A 20,561-nucleotide genomic window follows, 5' to 3' on the forward strand; every position below is an offset into this window, starting at 1 on the left:
CCTTGAAAATTATTTAATAATGATAAAAATATTCACCAGCAGTAACTTTAAGTTGTAAACAATGTTGTTGTTCATTAAGAGCGCCATCAGGATAATTTTGCAGTAGCTGTCTTTTTTGTGTTGGATTGATATAAGGCAAGCAAACTAGCGCACAAGTGTCTTGGGGAACACTGAGTTTTAAGACGGTGGTCTGATCTTGTGTAGTTAAATCTAGTTTAATTAGGCCACTTTGAGAGGCATATTGGAGTTGAATTTTGTCACAAACGTGAACTAATGGCTGAATTTGAAAAGTTTGAAATCCTGGTTTCAATGTTTGCAAGCCGGCAACTTTACGGACAAACCAATCCAAAACACAGCCCATAGCGTAATGATTAAAGGACAATTGGCCCACTTTACCTTCTGGTTGAATGCCCGCCCAAGATTCCCAAATCGTGGTGGCACCATGTTGAACTTCATATAACCAAGAAGGGCATTGCTCTTGTAAGAATAGTTTAGCAGCTAATGGTGCTTGACCATTATCACTTAAAACATCTAATAAATAGGGTGTGGCTAAAAAGCCAGTATCTAAGCGATCATGATTGTGATGAATCAATTCAACTAGGCGGTTAATTAAAGTTGGACGCATTTTTTGGGGAACCATGTCGAAAGCGAGTGCTAAAACATAACAGCCTTGATAATCTTCTTTGAGTTGGTGGTTGTCAGTTACCAAATATTTGGTAAAAGCAGCCTTAACTTTTTGAGAGTAAGCTTTGAAACGAGCGCCATCTTGCTGTAAAACAGTACTAATTTGGGCCAATAGATCTGCGGAATGGGCTAGAAAAGCTGTGGCCACAGTATTTTTAGTGGCTTGCGCCGTTTTCATGGGATCAGGATCTTGGAGCATGAAACTGGGAAACATCCAATCGCCGTAATGAAACTTCGTGTCCCACAGATATTGGGAATCATCAGTCTTGTCGCCGGCGGCACTGTTTTTAGAAAATTCAAACCACTTAACCATGGCTTGATAATTATCTTGTAAGACTTGTTTGTTGTTATATCTTTGATATAAGGTCCAAGGAACTAAAATAATAGCATCACCCCAACCGGCCGAAGAATAAGAACCGGTAAATTCTACGCTCTTTTGGGCATCTTTGGGTGAAGGTGAGTAATCTAAGATTTCACCGTTGGGACGTTGGTCAATGCGAACATTTTTAAGCCAGCGTTCGATAAACTGATTGGTATTCATGTAAAATGTGGCAGCAGGCGCAAAAACTTGCATATCACCCGTCCAGCCAACCCGTTCACGTTGAGGACAGTCAGTGGGAATGGAAAGCATATTGCTTTGCTGACTCCATTTGATATTGGATAACAATTGGTTGATTTGTTGGTTATCAGTGGTAATAGTGCCGGTTTCTGGCATATTGGAATATAGTGGAATAGCTTGAATCTGTTGGAGATTACTTTGTTGGAGACCAGAAATTTTGACATAGCGAAAACCATGAAAAGTAAAGTCGGGCTGCATGGTTTGCGTAGTACCATTACCAATAAAAATATCGGTTTGGTCTTTATTACGTCCAATAATATTAATTAAGAATTGGCCGTTTTCATCTAAAGTTTCGGAGTGTTGAAGTGTAACTGCCTGATTTTTGGGAATAGTGGCTGTTAAACGGACGACACCAGTAATTACTTGACCAAAATCACAGATTAAGTCGTCATTTTCTGACCAAACTTTTTGACAAGCTAAGGGCTTTTGTGCATAGACTAGCGGACCTTGTTGTGGTTGTAAACGCGAATAATCAGCATCAATGATAAAGGTCGTAAGAGGTAGATTTAAATTGTCCGTTAGCCAAGCATCCGTCTGTCTTAAATCTTGTTTTTCTCCGATATCAATGTCAGCATAGACATGTTTACCGGAACCGGCAGTGAAACTATCATCTGTGCCAAGGACTTCTTGGGTGCCATCGAGATATTCAAGCGTTAGTTCTGCCAATAATGCTAATTGATTACCAAATTGATTACTGCCACCTTGAACACTGATGCGTCCAGCGTACCAACCATCAGCAACCATGATGCAAAAGTGATTTTGTCCAGAAATTATCTGATCAGTCACATCATAAGTTTGATATTGCAAAAATTCATTGTAATTGGTGTAATCCGGAGTAAAACGAGCTTGAGTTACTGGGCGACCATTGATCAATGCTTTATAAATTCCTTGGGCAGTCATGTTCAGGCGGGCTGTTTTAACTCGTTTATCGATGAAAAAACTTTTTTTAAAATAAACTACAGGATGCAACCGTTCGGCAACTGGTTTTTGTGGTTTAGTTTGACCAGAGAACATTTCTGCCAGTGTAAATTCTGGTTCTTCTGAAACCCAACAGTTGTTGGCGCTAATCCAGCGTCCTTGCCAATTAGTTTGGGTGTTTTTTTCTTGCTTCAATGACAACACTTCTTTCTCAAAGATATTAATCTGCTTCGACATTAGCATTTCTGTTGGGAAAATTCATTGCTTTGCGACCAATTTGCGATACTAAACAAATAACTGCAACGACAATGCTACAAATTCCGCCAAACAGAAAGGAATCAACGCCGGCATTAATGTGAATTAGTTTTAAAACTAGTGGCGCAATAGTTCCACCTAAGGAATTAGCAAATTGAAAAATAGCCATGGCCATCGCTACTTGAGCCGGTTTGGAAACTAAAGAAATTAAAAAAGGAACGGTAGACATAATCATTGACATGGCAAAACCTGATAACAAGGCACCAATAATAATTAAAACTATATTCTTGAAGAAGTAAATAAAGAAGAAGGTTAGCGCTAAGGCAACGAAGCCGGCAGTTAACGTTTGGTTCTTAAATAACTTATTCAAGTACTTCATACTAAAACCAGTTAAAACGCCGCCCAATGTTCCCAGCGAATTGATGATGCCGGTTAAGCTAGTACCGCCAAGATGTTTGGTGTTAATGATGATCGATAGATTGGTGGGAAAAATATTATAAATGAGCGCTAGTAAAAAAGTTAGTGTGGCTAAGGCAAAAACATAGCCGCTTAAACTTTTGACAATCTGCCAAGTATGATGATCTTGTGACGTATCACTTTTGGTAGCTGCCGCTTTTTGAGTACTATCTTGAGGCAAAAAGAAAATAACTAATAAAATAACAGGGATGGTTAATAAGAAAATTAAATAAGTGTTAACCCAATTTTTAGACCCTAAAAAGCTTCCGCCCATCATTAAAATAATCGAGCCAAAGCTATTAATGGCTGTAGATTGCCCCATAACGCTAGCGCGCTCTTCGTCTGCAAAGAACAAAGAAATTAGCATCGGTGCTAATGTATTAATGAAGCCAATGCCAATTCCTAATAGTAAAGCGCAGATTAATAGTTCGTTGACACTATTGTGGAAAACCAATGGCATTAATCCGCCCAAGGCTAAAACCAGGGTGCCTACTAGCGTTAAGCTTTTTTTAGAAAAATGCGTGGCTAAAGTCCCAACCACCAAAGTGGATATCAAAGCGCTTAAATTAGGGATGGTGGCAATCATTTGAATCTTGGCAATAGAATCATTGGGAAAAGCTTTAATAATAGAATTTAAAGCACTAGAAATGGCTAAGGCACTCATGGATAATGAGGTAGTACTTAAAATCCCAACTTTAATTTTGGTTTTATTCATACAGGGTTCCTCCAGTTAAAAATTATTCTTGAGATAAAATTTGAAAAGGGTGTATGCTTGATACGAATAGAAAAACAAAATTTTGGCCCAAAATTTTTTCATAGAAGCTCTAACTAAACTGTCATAAGCTCCAGTCTTAATTTTTGTTGTTTTAGCAAACGGTTACAATGCTCAATTATGATGAATGTCTGCTTTTTTGTGACTTTGAGGAGGAACCCTTATGACAGTGGATTTTCAAAAAAATCAGTTACCGCTTCTCTTGAATGTAGATAAGCAAGTTTTTTTAGATGGTCAAATACGCTCAGAACAATTATTCTCTAATGATAAAAATATTTTTATCGTCGCCCACCGAATGTACGAACCGGCGCCACTCCATCAACATAATTTTTATGAATTTGTGTTTGTGAATGATGGGAGAGTAATCAATCAAACTTTAGATGATCGAATTTATTTATTAGCTAATAGTCTCTTAATCATGAATTTGCATAGTCAACATGCGTTGGAAGTTGTTGATTCTAACGCATTGGTTATTAATATTGGAGTCAATCAATCACTGTTTCAGCAGGGGCTTTTCAAACAATTTTTGCAGGATGTTAATCCTTTAAGTCAATTTTTGCAAGGAAGCGGAACCAAAAAATATTTATATTTTCCGACCTTTCATCAACTAGAAATTTGGGATTTTTTAAATCAAATTATTCAAGAATATTGTCAAAGCAATTTTCAAAATACGTATAAATTATATGGCTATTTTCTATTATTATTAGCCGATATTTCCCAGGAAATTCATTATTCATTTAAGGGGATTGATCATCGCAGTATGCAAATCATTAATTATATCGAGCAAAATTATGCCACGGTTAATGTTCAGCAATTGGCCCGACAGTTTAATTTTAGTGCGAGTTATTTATCAAGATATGTTAAGCAACATACGGGCTGGAATATATCAGAATTGATTGTTACTACTAAACTGGAGCAAGCAAAGGAACGCTTGTTAAAAACGGAGGCCACAATTGAGGAAATAGCGCGCGAGGTTGGCTATCAAAGTACTAGTTATTTTTATAAACTTTTTAAGAAAAAAGAAGGCCATTCCCCACAAGAATATCGAGAAATGAACCGCTAGGCCTACTTATTATTGTCCATTAGTTAAAAAGTGTTGAGTAAGTAATCATATAAATCATTAATGTTATTAATATAAAGAAAGTCGTTCACAAAATCAGGACTATTAGACAGTTGCAGAAAGCGCTTTAATAATTGGCTATGTAAAGAAGGCGTTTTGTCCGAAATTCCTAAAAAGAAAAAGTTTTGGACAGGAATGATAAACTGTTGATCCATTTGTTGCATTAAAATCGGATTGTTCGTACGCACTAAAGTAATAAATGAATGGTTAATGTGCTGTGGTTTAGTATGAGGTAAAGAAATAGTAATATAAGGGGTCTTAATGCCGGTGGGAAACTTTTGTTCACGTTGCCACAAGGCTTGTTCATAGTTAGTAGTAACCAAATCTAATTTTAATAACTTCTGTGAAATGTGATGGCATAGCGCAGCAAAGTCAGATATTTCAGAATTTAAAAAAATCAGTTGATTACTAAAAAGGTCGGCGTATTCTGTCATTATTATCACCTGCGTCCGTTCATCTAAATGAACAAATATAAACATCTGATATTAGACTACAGTTTTATTTTAGTTTAAAGTAAAGGCTTTAACAAGATAATCTTTGCTTGGTAAAACGGTTAATGTTCATAAATGTTCACTGATTTTTTTAAAATAATTATTGTATAATAATTAAAAAGTAACCTGAAAGAATTGAATTGCCAGATGACACAAGCAGAACGACTTCAAAGTATTATTGAGATTTTATCGAATCACAAAAAAGTAAAGACTAGTATTTTACAACAAAAGCTGGGCATCAGCACTTCGACTTTACGACGTGATCTCATTGGTTTAGAGCTCACAAATACCGTCAAACGTGACCAGGGTTATGTCAGTTTGCTCAAAAACTCCAATGTGGAAATGACCTATGCTATTAGGCGTAGTGAGAATGAAGCTGCGAAAAAAAAGTTGTGCTCCTTAGCTGCAAAACGGATTCACAATAATCAAGCAATTTTCTTGGACGGTTCTTCGACCTTAGCTTTTTTGCCGAAGTATTTTGCTGGCAAACGCCAACTGCATATTATTACGAATAACTTGCACATTGCCACTGAAGTTAATCAATTGCAAAATATTAAGCTGTCTATCTTAGGTGGGGAAGTCCCTTACCAATCAAATTCAATTTTAGGTTATCGGGCGTTACGTGATTTAGCCCAAAATTACCGTCCAGATATTGCCTTTATGTCGTGTAATTCGTTAGATGAACATGGGATTTATATGGCGAATGAAGAACAAAATGCTTTGAAACAGATGTTATTACAAACCGCGCGGAAAGTTGTGTTGTTAGTAGATCATTCGAAATTTGGACGTCATGATTATATTTTGATGTCCTCTTTTCAGCAAACGAATATAGCGGAAATTATTTGTGATCAGTGTCCGTCAGCAGATATTGCCCAGCAAATAACACAAGCTAAAATCCTATTAACAATTGCATAGGCATTATAAAGCTTGATGGCGTTTTTGAAAGTCAGCGCGTTTTTGGGCGGGCGACATGCCGTAAAATTCATGGTATTTTTGATAAAAAAAGTTTTTGTTTTTAATCCCGACTTTAGTGATAATCTTATTAATCGGTAAGGTACTGGATTGTAATAGGCTGTTAGCTTGAATGAGCCGTTGTTTGGTTTTTAGTTGGGAAAAAGTATTATGCGTGTGTTTTTTAATTAAATTACCCAGGTAATCTTTGTTATAGCCATATTTGTTAGCTAGCTGTTCCAAAGTAATAGTGGCATAGTTTTGATCAATTTCGTTTAAGCATTGAATGATTAAATCTTGTTGGCGATTGGTGGTCTTCACTGTCGGCAAAGGATGGTGACGGAGGATTTTGGCTAAAAGAATATCTAAATAAGATTCAATGATCCGACTCGAGTACGATTTTTCAAGAAAATATTCTTCAATAATTTCGTCCATGGTTTCTTTTATGTCTTGGTTTTGCGGAAATAAAATATAATTGCGGGTAGGGTGCTTGCCAAGAGAAATATCAGATAAAAAACTATAAGTAATACTATTATTTTTGTGAATACTGTTTAATAAATTGAAAGTAATACTACTGTCGCGAAACAAAACATTGATGAGTAAATCATTGGTCCCGAGTGCTTTGATGGAGTGGCTGCAACCAACATTCATCATTAGAATATCACCTTCATGTAATTTGACGAGTTGCCCATCGACGACTTCAGAGCAACTGCCAGTTAACATATAATTTAATTCTAAAAATTTATGCGTGTGTTTAGGGTAGGGGGCAAAGCGGTTATGTTTACTGATGTAAACGGAATGATACTTAAAAAAGTAATCGTTAGTTAAAGTGAGGAGTGCTTGATGATCGACAGAAGTAGCGACTGCACTTTGTGGTAAATCAGCAATAAAATGATGAGTTGCTTCTTGTTGTTGTTCTAAACTGGTTTTTTGTTGGAGCATTTGGATAACTTGTGCGTTCATAATAAAATCCTTTCGCAAGCTGATTAGCGATCAATAACGGAACAAAAAGGAAATGTTGGTCAATGATTAATATTGAGCCAAACATTTCCTTTTATAATACTCTTAAATTCCCAAGTTACTGTCGAGTAACGACGATTATTTATCTGGTTGGTAGTCGGGATCAATAATCAAAACCGGTTTAATCGTTTTCCCCGAAACAGAATCGGCATTGGCTTGATTAATATCCTTGAAATCATAGAACTTTTCAGTTTTATCAAAGTTAAACCAACCTAACTTATAAAATTCAATCAAGCGGGTAATATCAACTTGAGGAATGGAATCGCCCATGTTGACACCAACGACTTTGCGATCATCAACGCAGAGATCATTCCAAGTAGAAATTTCTAATAATTTTGGTGTCACGGCGATCGCAGCACACGTTCCGCCTTGAGCTAATGCTAAAACGCTGTTTTTGATTACTGCAGGAATACCAGTAGTGTCAACCGTCCAATCAACGCCATAGCCATTAGTTAATTGTTGAATTTTAGCTACGGTATCCTCATCGTTACTATTAATTGTATCTGTGGCCCCTAATTCTTTGGCTAAGGCCAATCTTTGAGGAACTACGTCCACGGCAATAACTTTAATACAACCAGAAATGCGTCCGGCCATCATAGCAGCTAGACCGACGGCACCAGTACCAAAGACAGCGATCGTATCACCAGGTTTCGGTTGCAAAGTATTAAAGACAGTACCGGAACCAGTTACATAACCACAACCTAATGGTCCTAATTTCCGTAAATCTAAACTTTTATCAACTTTGACAGCATTACGTTGGTCAACAACGGTAGTCGTTGTAAACGAGGATTGATTAAACATATTAGAGATGTGCTGACCGTTCTGAGTAAATTGATCTTCACCATCGGCCCGGACCCCAGACAAATTGTAATCACCATAATTACGACACTGTGTAGGCACCCCTTTTAAACAATTATCGCAGGTTCCATCAGCGTAAAAAGATAAAATAACATGATCACCGACTTGAAAGTTTTTCACTTCGGAACCAATTTTTTCAACGATACCGGCCCCTTCATGACCTAAAATTGCTGGATAGCCTACCGAAGCATCGCCTTTGCGAATCGCTTCATCAGAATGGCAAATCCCGCTGGCCACCATGTGAATTTGGAGATCAGTCGGACCAACTTCGTGCAGTTCAATGTCATCTTCTAAGGTAAATGGTGCTCCTTGTTCTTTGACAACAGCGGCAGTAATTTTCATTAATAAAACCCCTTTCTTGAAATTCACCCTTTTCAACAATGATTATGTCACTATCAAAAAACGATTTCAATAAAAACTTGTGATTTTATTCATAAAGTTTTGCGATGAATGGTTTAAATATTTTATTTTTACAAAAAAATAATCTAAAAAGTGCTTTTATAGATAAAAATTACGAACTGTGCCCCTGGTTGATTTCCAGAATCTAAAATCATTAAATTAAAAAATGTATTAATATGATACTGATTATCAAGAATTATGCCATTGCGCTAGTCTAGCGATTACGCTTACAATCTATACAGTAAACGTTTACGATTAAGAATTATGAATGGAGATCTGAAGTTATGGCTAAAAGTTCGCACGCTTCAACGTGGGCAGTATCCTTAACCAATTTTTTAGACTCAGGCTCAATCGTTGCGGGCGGTGCAGGTTTAACAATGTGGCAAAAGCACTTTGGTTTGAGTAGCTTTGCCGTCGGTTTATTAGGGGCATTGAGTGCTAATGCTTTTGGTTCGGCATTGGGAGCCATCATTGGCGGGCATTTGTCTGATAAATACGGCCGCAAAATGATTTATACCTATGATATGTTGGTCTACATGGTCGGAACACTTTTAATTGTGTTTTCTATTAATTTTCCGATGTTACTAATTGGTTTTTTAGTAACAGGTATGGCTGTAGGTGCGGGGGTTCCTGCTTCTTGGACGTATATTGGTGAAACATCTGATGGAAAAAATCGGGCCCATGATATTGGGATTTCTCAATTTTCCTGGTCCATGGGACCGACGTTAGTTTTTGTAGCAGCATCATTATTTGCACCACTTGGTTTATTAGGTAACCGTTTATTATTTGTCTTTTTAACCATTGTGGCATTTATTGCGTGGTTATTGCAAAGAAACTTACCGGAATCTCAGGATTGGTTGCAACAAAAGGAAAAAGAACGGCAATCAGGAATTAAGCCGCATCCATATAAAGAATTATTTTCGAATATGGTTTCCATTAAAAGTATTCTCTTCTTATGCGGTGTTTATGCTCTCTGGAATTTAGTGGCGGGGGCGATGGGCTTCTTTATGCCATTTGTGTATGAAACTGTCGGTGGCTTAAATACCTTGCAGGCAAATATTTTACAAGCAGTTTTGTGGTTATGTACCGCTTTATCTGGTTACTTCGGTTTTGCCTTATTTGGCGATCGGCTTAATCCCCGGGGCTTCTTCTTTGTAGGGGCTTTAATGGCTGTTATTTCTTGGGTAATTTTAACTTATATTGGCTTCGGCTGGGCCGCTTTAATTGCTTTTGTAATTATTTGGGGACTATCTGCCGGAATTGGTGCCCAAGCTTGGTATGCTTTATGGGCAGTGGAGCTTTTTCCCACGAAGTACCGTGCTGGCTCCCAAGGGTTTATGTTCTTTATTGTCCGTGGTAGCTCTGGGATTTGGTCGATCATTTTCCCAATGATTTTAGCAGATCTTGGTTTTAAGGTTGCTGGGACGGTCATGATTATTTTGCTGTTAGTATCTTTGATTATTGGTGTTATTTGGACGCCACAAACTCAAGGTAAATCTTTAGATGAAATCACTTTGGAACGTTATGGTACCAAAGAAGAATAGAAGGTGCAGTTAGTGAGTAAAACTTATGTAGCAATTGATATTGGCGCTTCCAGTGGGCGTTTGATGCTGGGTCAATTAATTGATGGCCAATTGCAATTGAAAGAAATGCACCGTTTTACCAATGGATTTACCTCCAAAAATGGTGCTGATTGTTGGGACATTGATCATATTATCCAAGAAATTTTACTGGGACTGCAAAAAGTCAAACAAGCTGGTTATGCGGAAGTAACAGTGGGAATTGATACGTGGGCTGTTGATTACGTTTTGGTCGGTCCAGATGGTCAACGTTTGAAAGATCCGGTTTCTTATCGGGATGCGCGGACTAAAAATGCGATTCACGATTTAACCTCTGATTTATCCAAAGAATATATTTATCAAAAAACCGGGATTCAATTTTTAGATTTTAACACGTTATACCAATTGTTTGAAGAAGACAAAGATTTATTAGCACACACCGACAAAATTTTAATGATTCCCGATTACTTGGGTTATGTGCTAACGGGCCAAGCAGTAACGGAAGTTACTAATGCATCCACGACGCAAATGTTAAGTTTACGCGAAGGCTTGTTTGATGAACATTTGTTGCAAAAGGTTAATGTCAGTGCCGATCAATTTCCTAAGTTAGTTGATCCCGGGACCATGCTGGGTGAATTACAAACGGATAAATTCCCCAATTACGATTTGCCCAAAGCTCAAGTAATTACGGTAGCGACCCATGATACGGCCTCGGCCGTCGTAGGAACTCCCGGACTCGGGCAACGCTGGGCTTACTTGAGCTCAGGAACCTGGTCTTTGATTGGGGCCGAATTAAATGTTCCAGAGAACGGCCAGTTAGCATTTAAACACAACTACACCAATGAATGGGGTGCGTATGGCACGTATCGGTTTTTGAAAAATATTATGGGCTTGTGGATTGTGCAAAATATTAAAAAAGAATTACATGATCAATATAGTTTTGCGCAATTAGCTCAGTTAGCACAACAAGAAACGCCATTTCAACAATATATTGATGTCAATGATCAGCGTTTTCAAAATCCACCAGCGATGATTCCAGAAATTCAAGCTTACTGTCGTGAAACGCACCAAAAAGTCCCGCAAACTCCTGGTGAAATTGCGATGGCTGCTTATTCGAATTTGTCACTGTATTACGCTAATGAATTAGATATTTTGGGCCAAATTTTAGGTTATCAAATTGACACGTTGAATATTGTTGGTGGTGGTGCCAATGTAGCTTTAATGAACCAGTTAACAGCTAATATTGCTGGTGTGAATGTGTTTGCTGGCCCCACTGAAGCCACGGCCATTGGCAATTTGATTGTGCAGATGATTGCGCAAGGTGATATTTTAAATGTTTATTTGGCACGGCGGATCATAGCTGATTCCTTTGATTTAAAGCAATATCAACCGCAACAAGATATGCAAGAACATTTAAAAACTTGGCGTAGCAAATTTAGATAAAAAGGAAGTGACCAAAAGTGACAGTCCGTTTGGGACAATTAATGCATGTTTATCCAGATCAATATGCTGAGTATGAAAAGAGACACAATAATTTGTTTCCGGAAATGCGCCAAGCTTTGAAAGCTGCTGGTGCGCATAATTACTCAATTTTTCTGGATAAAGCCACGGGCAATTTGTTTGCTTATTTAGAAGTTGATGACCTTGATAAATATAATCAGATTTCCGAGTCTGATGCCTGCAAAAAGTGGTGGGCATATATGGAACCGATTATGGATACGAATCCGGATCAAAGTCCAGTGACGACCGACTTACATGAGGTTTTTCATTTGAATTAAATTTTTAAGGAGATGTGTGATTATGACTAAATCTGAAACTGTTGAAAATGCTTATCAAACCGCCAAGGAACGGTATGCTGAAATTGGCGTAGATACAGAAGCTGCCATGGAACAATTGAAAAAAGTTAAATTATCTGTGCATTGTTGGCAAGGTGACGACATTCATGGCTTTGTGAATCCGGAACAAGAATTAACCGGTGGCATTGGCGTCAGCGGTGATTATCCGGGGATTGCTACAACGCCCGATGAATTAACGGGTGATTTACATGAAGCATTATCATTAATTCCTGGTCATCATAAAGTGCAGCTGCATACTTTATATGCGGTCACAGATCGCAAAAAAGACTTTGATGAAATTGGTCCAGAAGACTTTAAGTATTGGGTTGATTGGGCTAAGGAAGAAAAAATTGGTTTGGATATGAACCCTACTTTCTTCTCTCATCCCAAAGTCAAAAATAATTTTACCTTAGCTAGTCCAGAAAAAGATATTCGTGATTTTTGGATTCAAGTAGGGAAACAATCACGGAAAATTTCAAATTACTTTGGTCAAGAATTGGGTCAACAATCAATTAATAATTTCTGGATGCCTGATGGTTTTAAAGATAATCCAATTGATAAAGCGACACCGCGTTTGCGGATGATTGAGTCCTTAGACGAAATTATTAAAGACAAATATGATGAAAAGAATACGATTGAATCCTTTGAAGGTAAATTATTTGGTACAGGTATTGAGTCTTACACGGTAGGTTCTCATTTGTTCTACAACAACTATGCGATTACTCGTAACAAATTATGGACGATTGATGCAGGTCACTGGCATCCAACTGAAGATGTTTCTGACAAGTTTTCTGCCTTTTTGCCATTTGGCCGCGGCTTGATGTTACATGTTTCGCGTCCAGTTCGTTGGGATAGTGATCACGTAGTCATCTTTGATGAAGCTTTGCAACGGATTACTCGCTCGCTAGTTCGGGATAACGAATTAGATAAGACGAATATTGGTTTAGACTTCTTTGATGCTACGATTAATCGAGTTTCTGCTTGGGTCATTGGTGCCCGGGCAACCCAAAAGGCTTTATTACAAGCAATGTTGGCACCTTTAGCTCAATTAAAAGAAGACGAGTTGCACTATGACTTTACGCAACGCTTAGTAGAAACTGAAGAATTAAAATCTTATCCATTTGGTGCAGTTTGGGATGAATTTTGTTTGCGGAATAATGTCCCGGTTGGGATGGATTGGCTCAAAGAAATTCGGCAATACGAAAAAGACGTTCAATTTAAGCGCTAAGATAAAACTGAATGATACTCAATAACTGAGTTTTAACTCGGAATAAACAATTAAGTCATCACGATGACTCGATTGTTTATTCGTGGTTCAGCGTAAATTTTGGCATTTTTAAAAATATTAATGGACTTAATAAGGGAGAATTGTAAGCATGACAAGTTTTGGTGATTCTAAATATGTACAAAAAGTTTGTGAAATAACACAAGCCTCTTATCAAGAAGGCTGGGATGAGCGTAATGGTGGTAATGTGTCCTTACGTTTGACGGCTGAAGATGTGGCGCCATTTGATGATGTTGCTGTAGTTAAGCGGACTATTGACCTGGGCTTTGATGCTAGTGCGTTAGTAGGGAGTTACTTTTTGGTAACGGCTACAGGACGTTATTTCCGGAATGTTATTCATCAACCTAAGCTTGATTTAGGTTTGGTTAAAATCACTGCTGATGGGCAACATGCTGATTTATTATGGGGTTATGAAGATGGTGCGGCCCCAACTTCTGAATTTCCGAGTCATTTAATGTCACATATTGAACGGTTGAAAGTTGATCCTAACCACCGCGTGGTGATGCACTGTCATCCAACGAATTTGATTGCGTTGTCTTTTACGCACGAATTGGATGAAAAGAGCATTTCTTTGTTGTTATGGAAGATGCAGGCAGAATCATTAGTTGTGTTCCCTGAAGGTGTGGGAGTCATTCCTTACATGACACCAGGGACGAATGAAATTGGGCAAGCCACAGCTGCCAAGATGCAGGACTTTCGGGTAGTTATGTGGCCCCACCACGGGATTTTTGGTACGGGTACGACATTAGATGAAGCTTTTGGTTTAATTGAAACGGTTGAAAAAGCAGCTACGATTTACTCACAAATTGGTGCGCAGGGCGGTCAAATTAAACAAGAAATTACTGATGCCCAATTGCATGATTTGGCAGATGCTTTTCATGTTACTGCTAATCCTAAATTTTTAAAATAAAATTAATTGAATAAAACCATAAAAACGAGATGGAAAATTCAAGCTTAGCGGTGCTATGAGGCCTGGATTTACCCGCTCGTTTTTTGATTGAGGAGATTATTTGATGGCACAGACAGAAAAAGAAAAATTTTTAGCTGGAAAACCGTATTATATTTTTGACCCAGAATTGGCGGCCGATGAAACCAGGGCACGGCGCTTATGTAAAATGTTAAATGAATTGGATGATCAAGCTACGCAACAAAAAGATCAGGTGATTCGGCAACTGTTGGGCTCAGTGGGGACTAATCCGTACATTCAACCAAATTTTCGCTGTGATTTTGGTTATAATATTCACGTTGGTGATAACTTTTTGTGTAATTATGATTGTACGATTCTAGATATTGCGCCCGTGATGATCGGTGATAACTGTTTATTGGCGCCGAAGGTACAACTATATGCGGCCACGCATCCGCAGGATCCTATTCAGCGCAGTGCAGGCATTGGCTTAGGACAGGCGATTACGCTCGGCGATAATGTCTGGGTCGGTGGGAATGCGGTAATTTTGCCGGGAGTTAGCCTGGGTGATAATGTAATCGTCGGCGCTAACGCGACAGTGACCAAATCGTTTGGCAGTAACGTCGTCCTTGCTGGTTCACCAGCGCGAGTATTGAAAAAATTACCAAGTAAGTCCTGAAAGGATCAAGTTAATGACAGCTTTTAATCAAGTAATGCTACCAGTATTATTAATTTTTTTAGCGGGCTATCTTTTTCAAAAAATTTTTCGCTTAGATGTTAAACCATTGTCCACGCTATCAATTTATTTGCTCCTGCCATTTTTGGTTTTTCAAACTTTTTATAAACAGACACTCAATCAAAATTTTTTAAATATTATTATTACTTCAACATTAATTATGTTGAGTTTGATTGTAGTTGGCGTAGTAATCGGGCGCATTTTAAAATTTTCGCGGAGTCAGGTGAATGCCTTTTTGTTAGCGACGGTTTTTCCCAATAGTGGTAATTACGGGGTACCTTTGGTTTTATTTGCTTTTGGAGCTAAAGGAACTAGTCTGGCGATGATGATTATGGTTTTTCATAATATTTTGATGGGCTTTGTGGGGGTCTATATTGCTGCTTCGGCTCATGAACGCGGCCTAGCTGGATTTAAAGCTGCTGGTATGGCCGTCTTGAAGCAGCCAATGAATTACGTGATTTTACCAGCTATTCTACTACATTTTTATCAAATCCAATTACCAGCTAACTTAATGAAGAGTGTTAATATGATTGGCAACATTGCCATTCCGTTAATTATGTTGATTTTGGGGATGCAATTGGCTGACGTAACTACAAAAACAGTAGCGTTCAAAACAATTAGTGTAGCAGTGCTGGTGCGCTTGGTCTTATCCCCTGTGCTGGCACTATTGATTTGTCGTTGGGTCGGCGTGTCCACGCTTTTGACACAGATTGTTGTGTTAATGTCGGCAATGCCGAGTGCGGCCAATACTACACTATATGCGATTCAATTTAAAACAGAGCCAGATTTAGTTTCGAGCTGTACATTAATGAGCACATTGCTAAGCGTCATAACATTGACTATTTTATTGAATCTGTTTTAAAAAATTATAATAAAAAATTCTAGCTACTTTTCCTCATTGGAAAAATAACTAGAATTTTTTGTTAAATCTGATTGTGATTGATAAATTATTTCTTTTGGAGACCCTTAACGCCACCAACTTCATATAAAACTTGTTCAAAGGAGAAGCGTTTAGCCATAGCAGCAACAGCACCCTTTAATTTCAAGTGTGGTTTGGTAATTTCAGCAATACCATGAGAAGGTCCTAAGGAAGCAATTGTTCCTTTAGATTGGTAAACAAACTTCTTCTTTGGAGTATCTTGAATGTCAGCAACAATATTTTCTGCAGCAACAATTGCTTGTGCCAAAGCTAATTGGCCGGTAGTTGGTAATGGTCGTTCGGATTTAGGATCCATGGAAGCAGAATCATCACCAGCCACATAAATTTCAGGATGATCTTCAATGTTTAGATAGTCGGTAACTGTAATCCGGTTGCGCCGAGCATTGAAGCCGGAGTCTTTAATGACATCACTACCACTAACACCAACTGTCCAGATAATAGAATTAGCGTAGATGCGTTGTTCTTCATCACTGTCGCCCTTTGTATAAACAACAGCATTTGGCTCAATCTTCTTAATTTTTGCACTGGTCATGATTTTAATGCCGTTCTTGCTTAAGAAATCAACAGCATATTGTGCCAAATCAGAGTCAAACATTGGCAAAATTTGCGGTGCCATTTCCACACTAGTAATGTTAATTTCAGGAACACCATACTTAGCTTTTAAGATCTTAGCGGTGTCAATTAATTCACCCAATAATTCGATACCAGTAAAACCAGCACCACAAACTACGATATTTAAGTCGTTCGGGTCTTGGGATTGCTTATAATTACGAATGTTAGAGTTGATAACTTCATAAATCTTTTCGGCGGAAGGAATATCTTGCAGTTTGTAAGAGTACTGATCAGCACCTTCCATACCAAAGTTTTCAGAACGGAAACCTAAACCAAGAACAACATAATCGTAAGTTAAGTCATCATGATCAGCAAATTCAACCGTTTTGTTTTCATAATCAATTTTTGAAACATTCGCTTGAATAAAGTTAACATTATCCGGTAATACTCCGCGAATATCAAAACTGATTTTGTCTGCGTTGGCGGTACCCGCAGCAACTTGATAAAGTTCGATTGATTCAACATGCTTAGTGTTACGGTCAATTAAATCAATTTGTGTGTCTGCAGGAGCAATTTTTGCTAATTTTCTGGCGGTACCTAAGCCAGCATAGCCTGCTCCTAAAATTACAATGTGAGCCATAAACCCAATCCTTTCTTTGTATGTAATTCTAACAATTATTATAAACTTTTTCTGAAGTTCTGAAAACCGATATACTGTATTTATTTTAAAGTTTTCTGAAGTTGTTGAGATAAATGGAAATGCGTATAAATGAGAGTGTGCCACAAATTCCCAAAACGGTATTTCTTAAAGATAAAAAATCATAATTTAGCGTTCTTAGCTGGCTGTTTGCGATTTTGTTCGCTAGCTAGGCTTTATTAACAACTTTTGTGCAACCGGTTTCTTTGAAGTATAATTAAGCCAACTAAGAAATTGGAGGCTGGATTTTATGTTAATAATGGCGGTCAATGCAGGTAGTTCGAGTTTGAAATGGCAGATTTATGATTTACCAAGTGAAAAAAAAGTAGCACAAGGAATGATCGATCGTCTAGGTAAAGTTGATGCAGTGTTTGAAGCAGAATATCAGGGCCACAAGTTTAAACAACAAGAAGCGATTACTAATCAACAAATTGCTGCTACCTTAATTTTAACACGTCTCAAAAGCTTGGGGATTGTGGAGCACTTAGAAGATATTAAAGGTGTCGGGCACCGGATTGTGTCAGGCGGTGAAAAATTTAAGCGTTCAACTAAAATAACCCCGTATGTTGCCCAAGAAATTGCTAATTTAGCCGAATTAGCGCCGCTACATAACGCGACGGAGGCTTATTATATTCAAGTTTTTGCCAAATTATTACCGCAAGCTACACAAGTGGCAGTGTTTGATACATCATTTTACACAACTCTAGCGCCCGTCAATTATTTATATCCCTTAGAAATGAAATATTATCGTCAAGATCACATCCGAAAATATGGTGCGCATGGTACTAGTCACCGCTATGTCTTAGAGCAAGCCGCCCAATTATTACAAAAACCAGTTGCGCAAACCAATTTAATTACGTTGCATTTAGGTAGTGGTGCTTCGGTGACGGCCATTGAAAATGGGCAAGCCATTGATACTTCGATGGGCTTTACGCCTTTAGCCGGTGTAATGATGGGAACGAGAAGTGGTGATATTGACCCCTCGATCTTAGAGTACTTGATGAAAAAAGAACAGATTTCTGATATCTCGGAAGTGTTAGATATTTTAAATCATCATTCGGGTTTGCTCGGTGTTTCCGGATTGTCTAATGATAAACGGGATATTGATGAAGCGGCTGCACAAGGTAATCAACAAGCGCAATTGGCGCAACAAATGTTTATTAATCGGATTGTTAAATATGTAGGATCTTATTTAGCTTTACTAAATGAACAGCCAGACGCTTTGGTCTTTACGGCGGGGATTGGTGAAAATGATGCTGGAGTGCGTGCGGGTGTTTGTCAACAATTACAACATTTAGGAGTGCTGTTAGATCCGAAAGCCAATCAGGTGCGTGGCAAAACTGCTTTAATTAGTCAAAGTGCTTCACCCATTAAAGTTTTCGTGATTCCAACCAATGAAGAATTGATGATCGTGCGGGACACTTATCAATTAATTAAATAATCAAAAAATGGTATTGACAATTGATATAACTGTCGATACCATTTTTACTTTGTGTATTATGCGGTGCGCCCAAGAAATTAATCGCGATTACAAAAAACTAAGGAATAATTAAACCGATTCCTAAAGTGACGACTTGGGTGAAAGTCATGATAAATAAGTTTTGCACTGCTAGTTTAAAGGTTTGTTGTTTGACATGAACTACAAAGAATTGTCGGGTATTTTGGTAGACGACCGGAATGGTTAGCCAAGTCAGCATGACAAACCAGGGCAAATAATTCTTAATCACAGCGAGTAATAACAATAAATAACCAGCAATTAATAACAGTGCATATAACCAGAGACTGCTATTAACTCCTAGATAACGGACAATGGTATGACGTTTTAAATCTAAATCTTCTTGATAATCACAAATGTTATTAGCTAAAAGTAGGGAAGCAATCGCGCACATTGCTAGACTTGAGGCCAATAATATTGGTAAAATAAAAGACCAGTTAAGGCTGACTAATTGGTGTACGTTGAGCCAGACCGTGATGAAAAAGATCATAAAGCCCATCGTAAAGCCCGCAAATAATTCGCCTAAGGGTAAGGAGTTTAACGGCCACGGGCCACCAGCATAAAAAAATCCGACGGCAAAACAAAAGAGTCCCATAACTAGTAATAACCAGCCAACTCTGACTACTAACAATAAGCCAATTAAAGCTGCCACAACCATCAAGGAATAGTTGAGCCAACCAATTTTATGAATATTTAAATGATTAACTCCAATGACATTGGTTTTTTGGCGGAAGTTTTGGCCTTGATCATGATCAGCATTTTTGTAATCCCAATAGTTGTCGTTAATATCAACCGCCATATTAAATAACAACATGGCCACAAAAAAGAGAATGGTATTGAGCCAGTTCAGCTGCTGATAATGGTAAATGGTATAAAACACACCTAATAAAAAAGGAAACACACTCGCCGTTTTGGCTTTAATTTCAACTAATTCTAAAAAAACTTTTGGTTTCAAACTTTCAATAAACCTCACTTAATTTTTGATATACTATATAAAGATTATATATGAAAAGGTGCCTGTCAATGATTAACCCGATGTGGTCTGCAATTCCTGAATTGAAACAGCAATTGCAGGACGTTCAAAATTTTATTTTAAAACAAATTGATCCACTAGATCAAGCAATTGCTCAACCAATTCGCGAACAAGTGATTAGCGGTGGTAAAATGATTCGCCCCGCTTGCCTATTAATTTTTAGTGATTTTGGCGATGTGGCGTACCAAACAAAGATTCAAGCAGCTGCGGCCATGGAAGTTTTGCATATTGCCACTTTGATCCATGATGACGTCATTGATGATTCTAAGTTACGGCGCAATGTGGAAACTATCCAAGTTCACTTGGGAGATCGCAATGCGATTTATGCCGGCGATTATTTGATGACCGTCTATTTTGATTTAATCAGCCAGGTAGCAACTAATCAACAAGAAGTACAATTAAATGCGCGCGGTATGAAAAAAATTTTAAAAGGTGAACTAGATCAGTTACGGATTAATTATAACCCGCAAGCCACTGTGAAAATGTATTTGCGCGAAATTGCAGGTAAAACGGCGCAGTTAATTGAACTAAGTGCACAATTTGGCGCTGTTTTGGCAACGGATGATCCGACAATTATTCATCATGCCCGTTTTATCGGCCACAATATTGGCATGGCTTTTCAAATTGAAGATGATATTTTAGATTACCAAGGCCATAAGCAAACTGGCAAACCCCAATTAGAAGATTTAAAAAATGGTGTCTATTCCATTCCGTTGATTTACGCCTTGCAGTTCGATAATGAATTGAAACAATTTTTAATAGATAAAAAGCAGTTAACGTCAGCAGAGATTACGGCTGTGGCGGACCGGGTTCGGACTTCGGGCGGTTTAAAAGCAGCACAACAGTTAGCCCAAAACTATTCCCAAAAAGCCTTGACTTTGATTGAAGATTTACCAACTAATCAATATAAAAAATACATTCGGTGGGTTACTAAAAAATTGTTAAAGCGGCAACAATAAATAAGTTGTGACCAAAAGTGGGT

General features: G+C 38.0%; 18 protein-coding genes. 11 read left to right on the forward strand and 7 right to left on the reverse strand.

Going from position 1 to position 20,561, the window contains the following annotated elements; translation table 11 throughout:
• Window positions 1–13 precede the first annotated feature (13 nt).
• Both AC3B6Y_RS04285 and AC3B6Y_RS04290 read right to left on the reverse strand, forming a co-directional pair.
• Entirely contained in the window at window positions 14–2,464 is a 2,451-nt protein-coding gene (locus AC3B6Y_RS04285; protein ID WP_489791474.1) for a family 78 glycoside hydrolase catalytic domain, read from the reverse strand.
• Complete coding sequence (locus tag AC3B6Y_RS04290; protein ID WP_489791475.1) at window positions 2,442–3,647, reverse strand: MFS transporter; 1,206 nt, start codon at window positions 3,645–3,647, stop codon at window positions 2,442–2,444. The genes AC3B6Y_RS04285 and AC3B6Y_RS04290 overlap by 23 nt, the downstream gene beginning before the upstream one ends.
• A gap of 220 nt (window positions 3,648–3,867) precedes the next feature.
• On the opposite strand from AC3B6Y_RS04290, the gene AC3B6Y_RS04295 reads away from it, so the two are divergent.
• Window positions 3,868–4,767 carry an AraC family transcriptional regulator gene (locus AC3B6Y_RS04295; RefSeq protein ID WP_489756896.1) on the forward strand — a complete coding sequence of 300 codons (900 nt, stop codon included), beginning with the start codon at window positions 3,868–3,870 and terminating at the stop codon, window positions 4,765–4,767.
• Between the two features lie 23 nt (window positions 4,768–4,790).
• Here the strand turns inward: AC3B6Y_RS04295 and AC3B6Y_RS04300 are convergent, their stop codons facing one another.
• Window positions 4,791–5,258: a PTS sugar transporter subunit IIA gene (locus AC3B6Y_RS04300; protein ID WP_489756897.1), complete on the reverse strand. Its 468-nt coding sequence runs from the start codon at window positions 5,256–5,258 to the stop codon at window positions 4,791–4,793.
• 204 nt (window positions 5,259–5,462) lie between these two features.
• Between AC3B6Y_RS04300 and AC3B6Y_RS04305 the strand changes: the two genes are divergently transcribed.
• Window positions 5,463–6,230: a DeoR/GlpR family DNA-binding transcription regulator gene (locus tag AC3B6Y_RS04305; protein ID WP_489791477.1), complete on the forward strand. Its 768-nt coding sequence runs from the start codon at window positions 5,463–5,465 to the stop codon at window positions 6,228–6,230.
• A 3-nt stretch (window positions 6,231–6,233) separates the two neighbouring features.
• Here the strand turns inward: AC3B6Y_RS04305 and AC3B6Y_RS04310 are convergent, their stop codons facing one another.
• A complete protein-coding gene (locus AC3B6Y_RS04310) occupies window positions 6,234–7,229 on the reverse strand; it encodes a helix-turn-helix domain-containing protein (RefSeq protein WP_489756899.1) in 996 nt (331 codons plus the stop codon).
• A gap of 135 nt (window positions 7,230–7,364) precedes the next feature.
• Entirely contained in the window at window positions 7,365–8,486 is a 1,122-nt protein-coding gene (locus AC3B6Y_RS04315; protein WP_489791479.1) for an NAD(P)-dependent alcohol dehydrogenase, read from the reverse strand.
• Window positions 8,487–8,827: 341 nt separating this feature from the next.
• Here AC3B6Y_RS04315 and AC3B6Y_RS04320 point away from each other — a divergent pair, with 341 nt between their 5' ends.
• From AC3B6Y_RS04320 to AC3B6Y_RS04350, 7 genes are all read left to right on the forward strand, one after another.
• Window positions 8,828–10,087 carry an MFS transporter gene (locus AC3B6Y_RS04320; RefSeq protein WP_489756901.1) on the forward strand — a complete coding sequence of 420 codons (1,260 nt, stop codon included), beginning with the start codon at window positions 8,828–8,830 and terminating at the stop codon, window positions 10,085–10,087.
• A 12-nt stretch (window positions 10,088–10,099) separates the two neighbouring features.
• Window positions 10,100–11,545 carry a rhamnulokinase gene (rhaB, locus tag AC3B6Y_RS04325; protein ID WP_489791481.1) on the forward strand — a complete coding sequence of 482 codons (1,446 nt, stop codon included), beginning with the start codon at window positions 10,100–10,102 and terminating at the stop codon, window positions 11,543–11,545.
• A 17-nt stretch (window positions 11,546–11,562) separates the two neighbouring features.
• Entirely contained in the window at window positions 11,563–11,880 is a 318-nt protein-coding gene (gene rhaM, locus AC3B6Y_RS04330; protein ID WP_489756903.1) for an L-rhamnose mutarotase, read from the forward strand.
• Between the two features lie 22 nt (window positions 11,881–11,902).
• Complete coding sequence (locus tag AC3B6Y_RS04335; protein ID WP_489756904.1) at window positions 11,903–13,165, forward strand: L-rhamnose isomerase; 1,263 nt, start codon at window positions 11,903–11,905, stop codon at window positions 13,163–13,165.
• A 148-nt stretch (window positions 13,166–13,313) separates the two neighbouring features.
• A complete protein-coding gene (rhaD, locus tag AC3B6Y_RS04340) occupies window positions 13,314–14,132 on the forward strand; it encodes a rhamnulose-1-phosphate aldolase (RefSeq protein WP_489791483.1) in 819 nt (272 codons plus the stop codon).
• A 103-nt stretch (window positions 14,133–14,235) separates the two neighbouring features.
• Entirely contained in the window at window positions 14,236–14,805 is a 570-nt protein-coding gene (locus tag AC3B6Y_RS04345; protein WP_489774648.1) for a sugar O-acetyltransferase, read from the forward strand.
• A gap of 13 nt (window positions 14,806–14,818) precedes the next feature.
• Complete coding sequence (locus AC3B6Y_RS04350; RefSeq protein ID WP_489790492.1) at window positions 14,819–15,724, forward strand: AEC family transporter; 906 nt, start codon at window positions 14,819–14,821, stop codon at window positions 15,722–15,724.
• An 85-nt stretch (window positions 15,725–15,809) separates the two neighbouring features.
• On the opposite strand, the gene AC3B6Y_RS04355 is transcribed toward AC3B6Y_RS04350, so the two are convergent.
• Window positions 15,810–16,994 carry an NAD(P)/FAD-dependent oxidoreductase gene (locus AC3B6Y_RS04355; RefSeq protein ID WP_489790494.1) on the reverse strand — a complete coding sequence of 395 codons (1,185 nt, stop codon included), beginning with the start codon at window positions 16,992–16,994 and terminating at the stop codon, window positions 15,810–15,812.
• A gap of 307 nt (window positions 16,995–17,301) precedes the next feature.
• On the opposite strand from AC3B6Y_RS04355, the gene AC3B6Y_RS04360 reads away from it, so the two are divergent.
• Window positions 17,302–18,492, forward strand: a complete 1,191-nt coding sequence (locus AC3B6Y_RS04360; RefSeq protein ID WP_489756911.1) for an acetate/propionate family kinase — start codon at window positions 17,302–17,304, stop codon at window positions 18,490–18,492.
• A 97-nt stretch (window positions 18,493–18,589) separates the two neighbouring features.
• Here the strand turns inward: AC3B6Y_RS04360 and AC3B6Y_RS04365 are convergent, their stop codons facing one another.
• The gene (locus AC3B6Y_RS04365) at window positions 18,590–19,501 is read right to left on the reverse strand and encodes a 1,4-dihydroxy-2-naphthoate polyprenyltransferase (protein WP_489756912.1); all 912 of its coding nucleotides are present in this window, start codon (window positions 19,499–19,501) and stop codon (window positions 18,590–18,592) included.
• 68 nt (window positions 19,502–19,569) lie between these two features.
• On the opposite strand from AC3B6Y_RS04365, the gene AC3B6Y_RS04370 reads away from it, so the two are divergent.
• The gene (locus tag AC3B6Y_RS04370; RefSeq protein ID WP_489790496.1) at window positions 19,570–20,538 is read left to right on the forward strand and encodes a polyprenyl synthetase family protein; all 969 of its coding nucleotides are present in this window, start codon (window positions 19,570–19,572) and stop codon (window positions 20,536–20,538) included.
• Window positions 20,539–20,561: the final 23 nt, after the last annotated feature.

Source organism: Bombilactobacillus sp. ESL1092 (assembly GCF_058107465.1).

Coding starts and splice junctions, on each gene's coding strand:
- AC3B6Y_RS04310 (WP_489756899.1), bottom strand. CDS start 7,229: ATGAACGCACAAGTTATCCAAATGCTCCAACAAAAAACCAGTTTAGAA.
- AC3B6Y_RS04290 (WP_489791475.1), bottom strand. CDS start 3,647: ATGAATAAAACCAAAATTAAAGTTGGGATTTTAAGTACTACCTCATTA.
- AC3B6Y_RS04370 (WP_489790496.1), top strand. CDS start 19,570: ATGATTAACCCGATGTGGTCTGCAATTCCTGAATTGAAACAGCAATTG.
- AC3B6Y_RS04350 (WP_489790492.1), top strand. CDS start 14,819: ATGACAGCTTTTAATCAAGTAATGCTACCAGTATTATTAATTTTTTTA.
- AC3B6Y_RS04345 (WP_489774648.1), top strand. CDS start 14,236: ATGGCACAGACAGAAAAAGAAAAATTTTTAGCTGGAAAACCGTATTAT.
- AC3B6Y_RS04295 (WP_489756896.1), top strand. CDS start 3,868: ATGACAGTGGATTTTCAAAAAAATCAGTTACCGCTTCTCTTGAATGTA.
- rhaD (WP_489791483.1), top strand. CDS start 13,314: ATGACAAGTTTTGGTGATTCTAAATATGTACAAAAAGTTTGTGAAATA.
- AC3B6Y_RS04285 (WP_489791474.1), bottom strand. CDS start 2,464: ATGCTAATGTCGAAGCAGATTAATATCTTTGAGAAAGAAGTGTTGTCA.
- AC3B6Y_RS04315 (WP_489791479.1), bottom strand. CDS start 8,486: ATGAAAATTACTGCCGCTGTTGTCAAAGAACAAGGAGCACCATTTACC.
- AC3B6Y_RS04305 (WP_489791477.1), top strand. CDS start 5,463: ATGACACAAGCAGAACGACTTCAAAGTATTATTGAGATTTTATCGAAT.
- AC3B6Y_RS04300 (WP_489756897.1), bottom strand. CDS start 5,258: ATGACAGAATACGCCGACCTTTTTAGTAATCAACTGATTTTTTTAAAT.
- AC3B6Y_RS04360 (WP_489756911.1), top strand. CDS start 17,302: ATGTTAATAATGGCGGTCAATGCAGGTAGTTCGAGTTTGAAATGGCAG.
- AC3B6Y_RS04355 (WP_489790494.1), bottom strand. CDS start 16,994: ATGGCTCACATTGTAATTTTAGGAGCAGGCTATGCTGGCTTAGGTACC.
- AC3B6Y_RS04320 (WP_489756901.1), top strand. CDS start 8,828: ATGGCTAAAAGTTCGCACGCTTCAACGTGGGCAGTATCCTTAACCAAT.
- AC3B6Y_RS04335 (WP_489756904.1), top strand. CDS start 11,903: ATGACTAAATCTGAAACTGTTGAAAATGCTTATCAAACCGCCAAGGAA.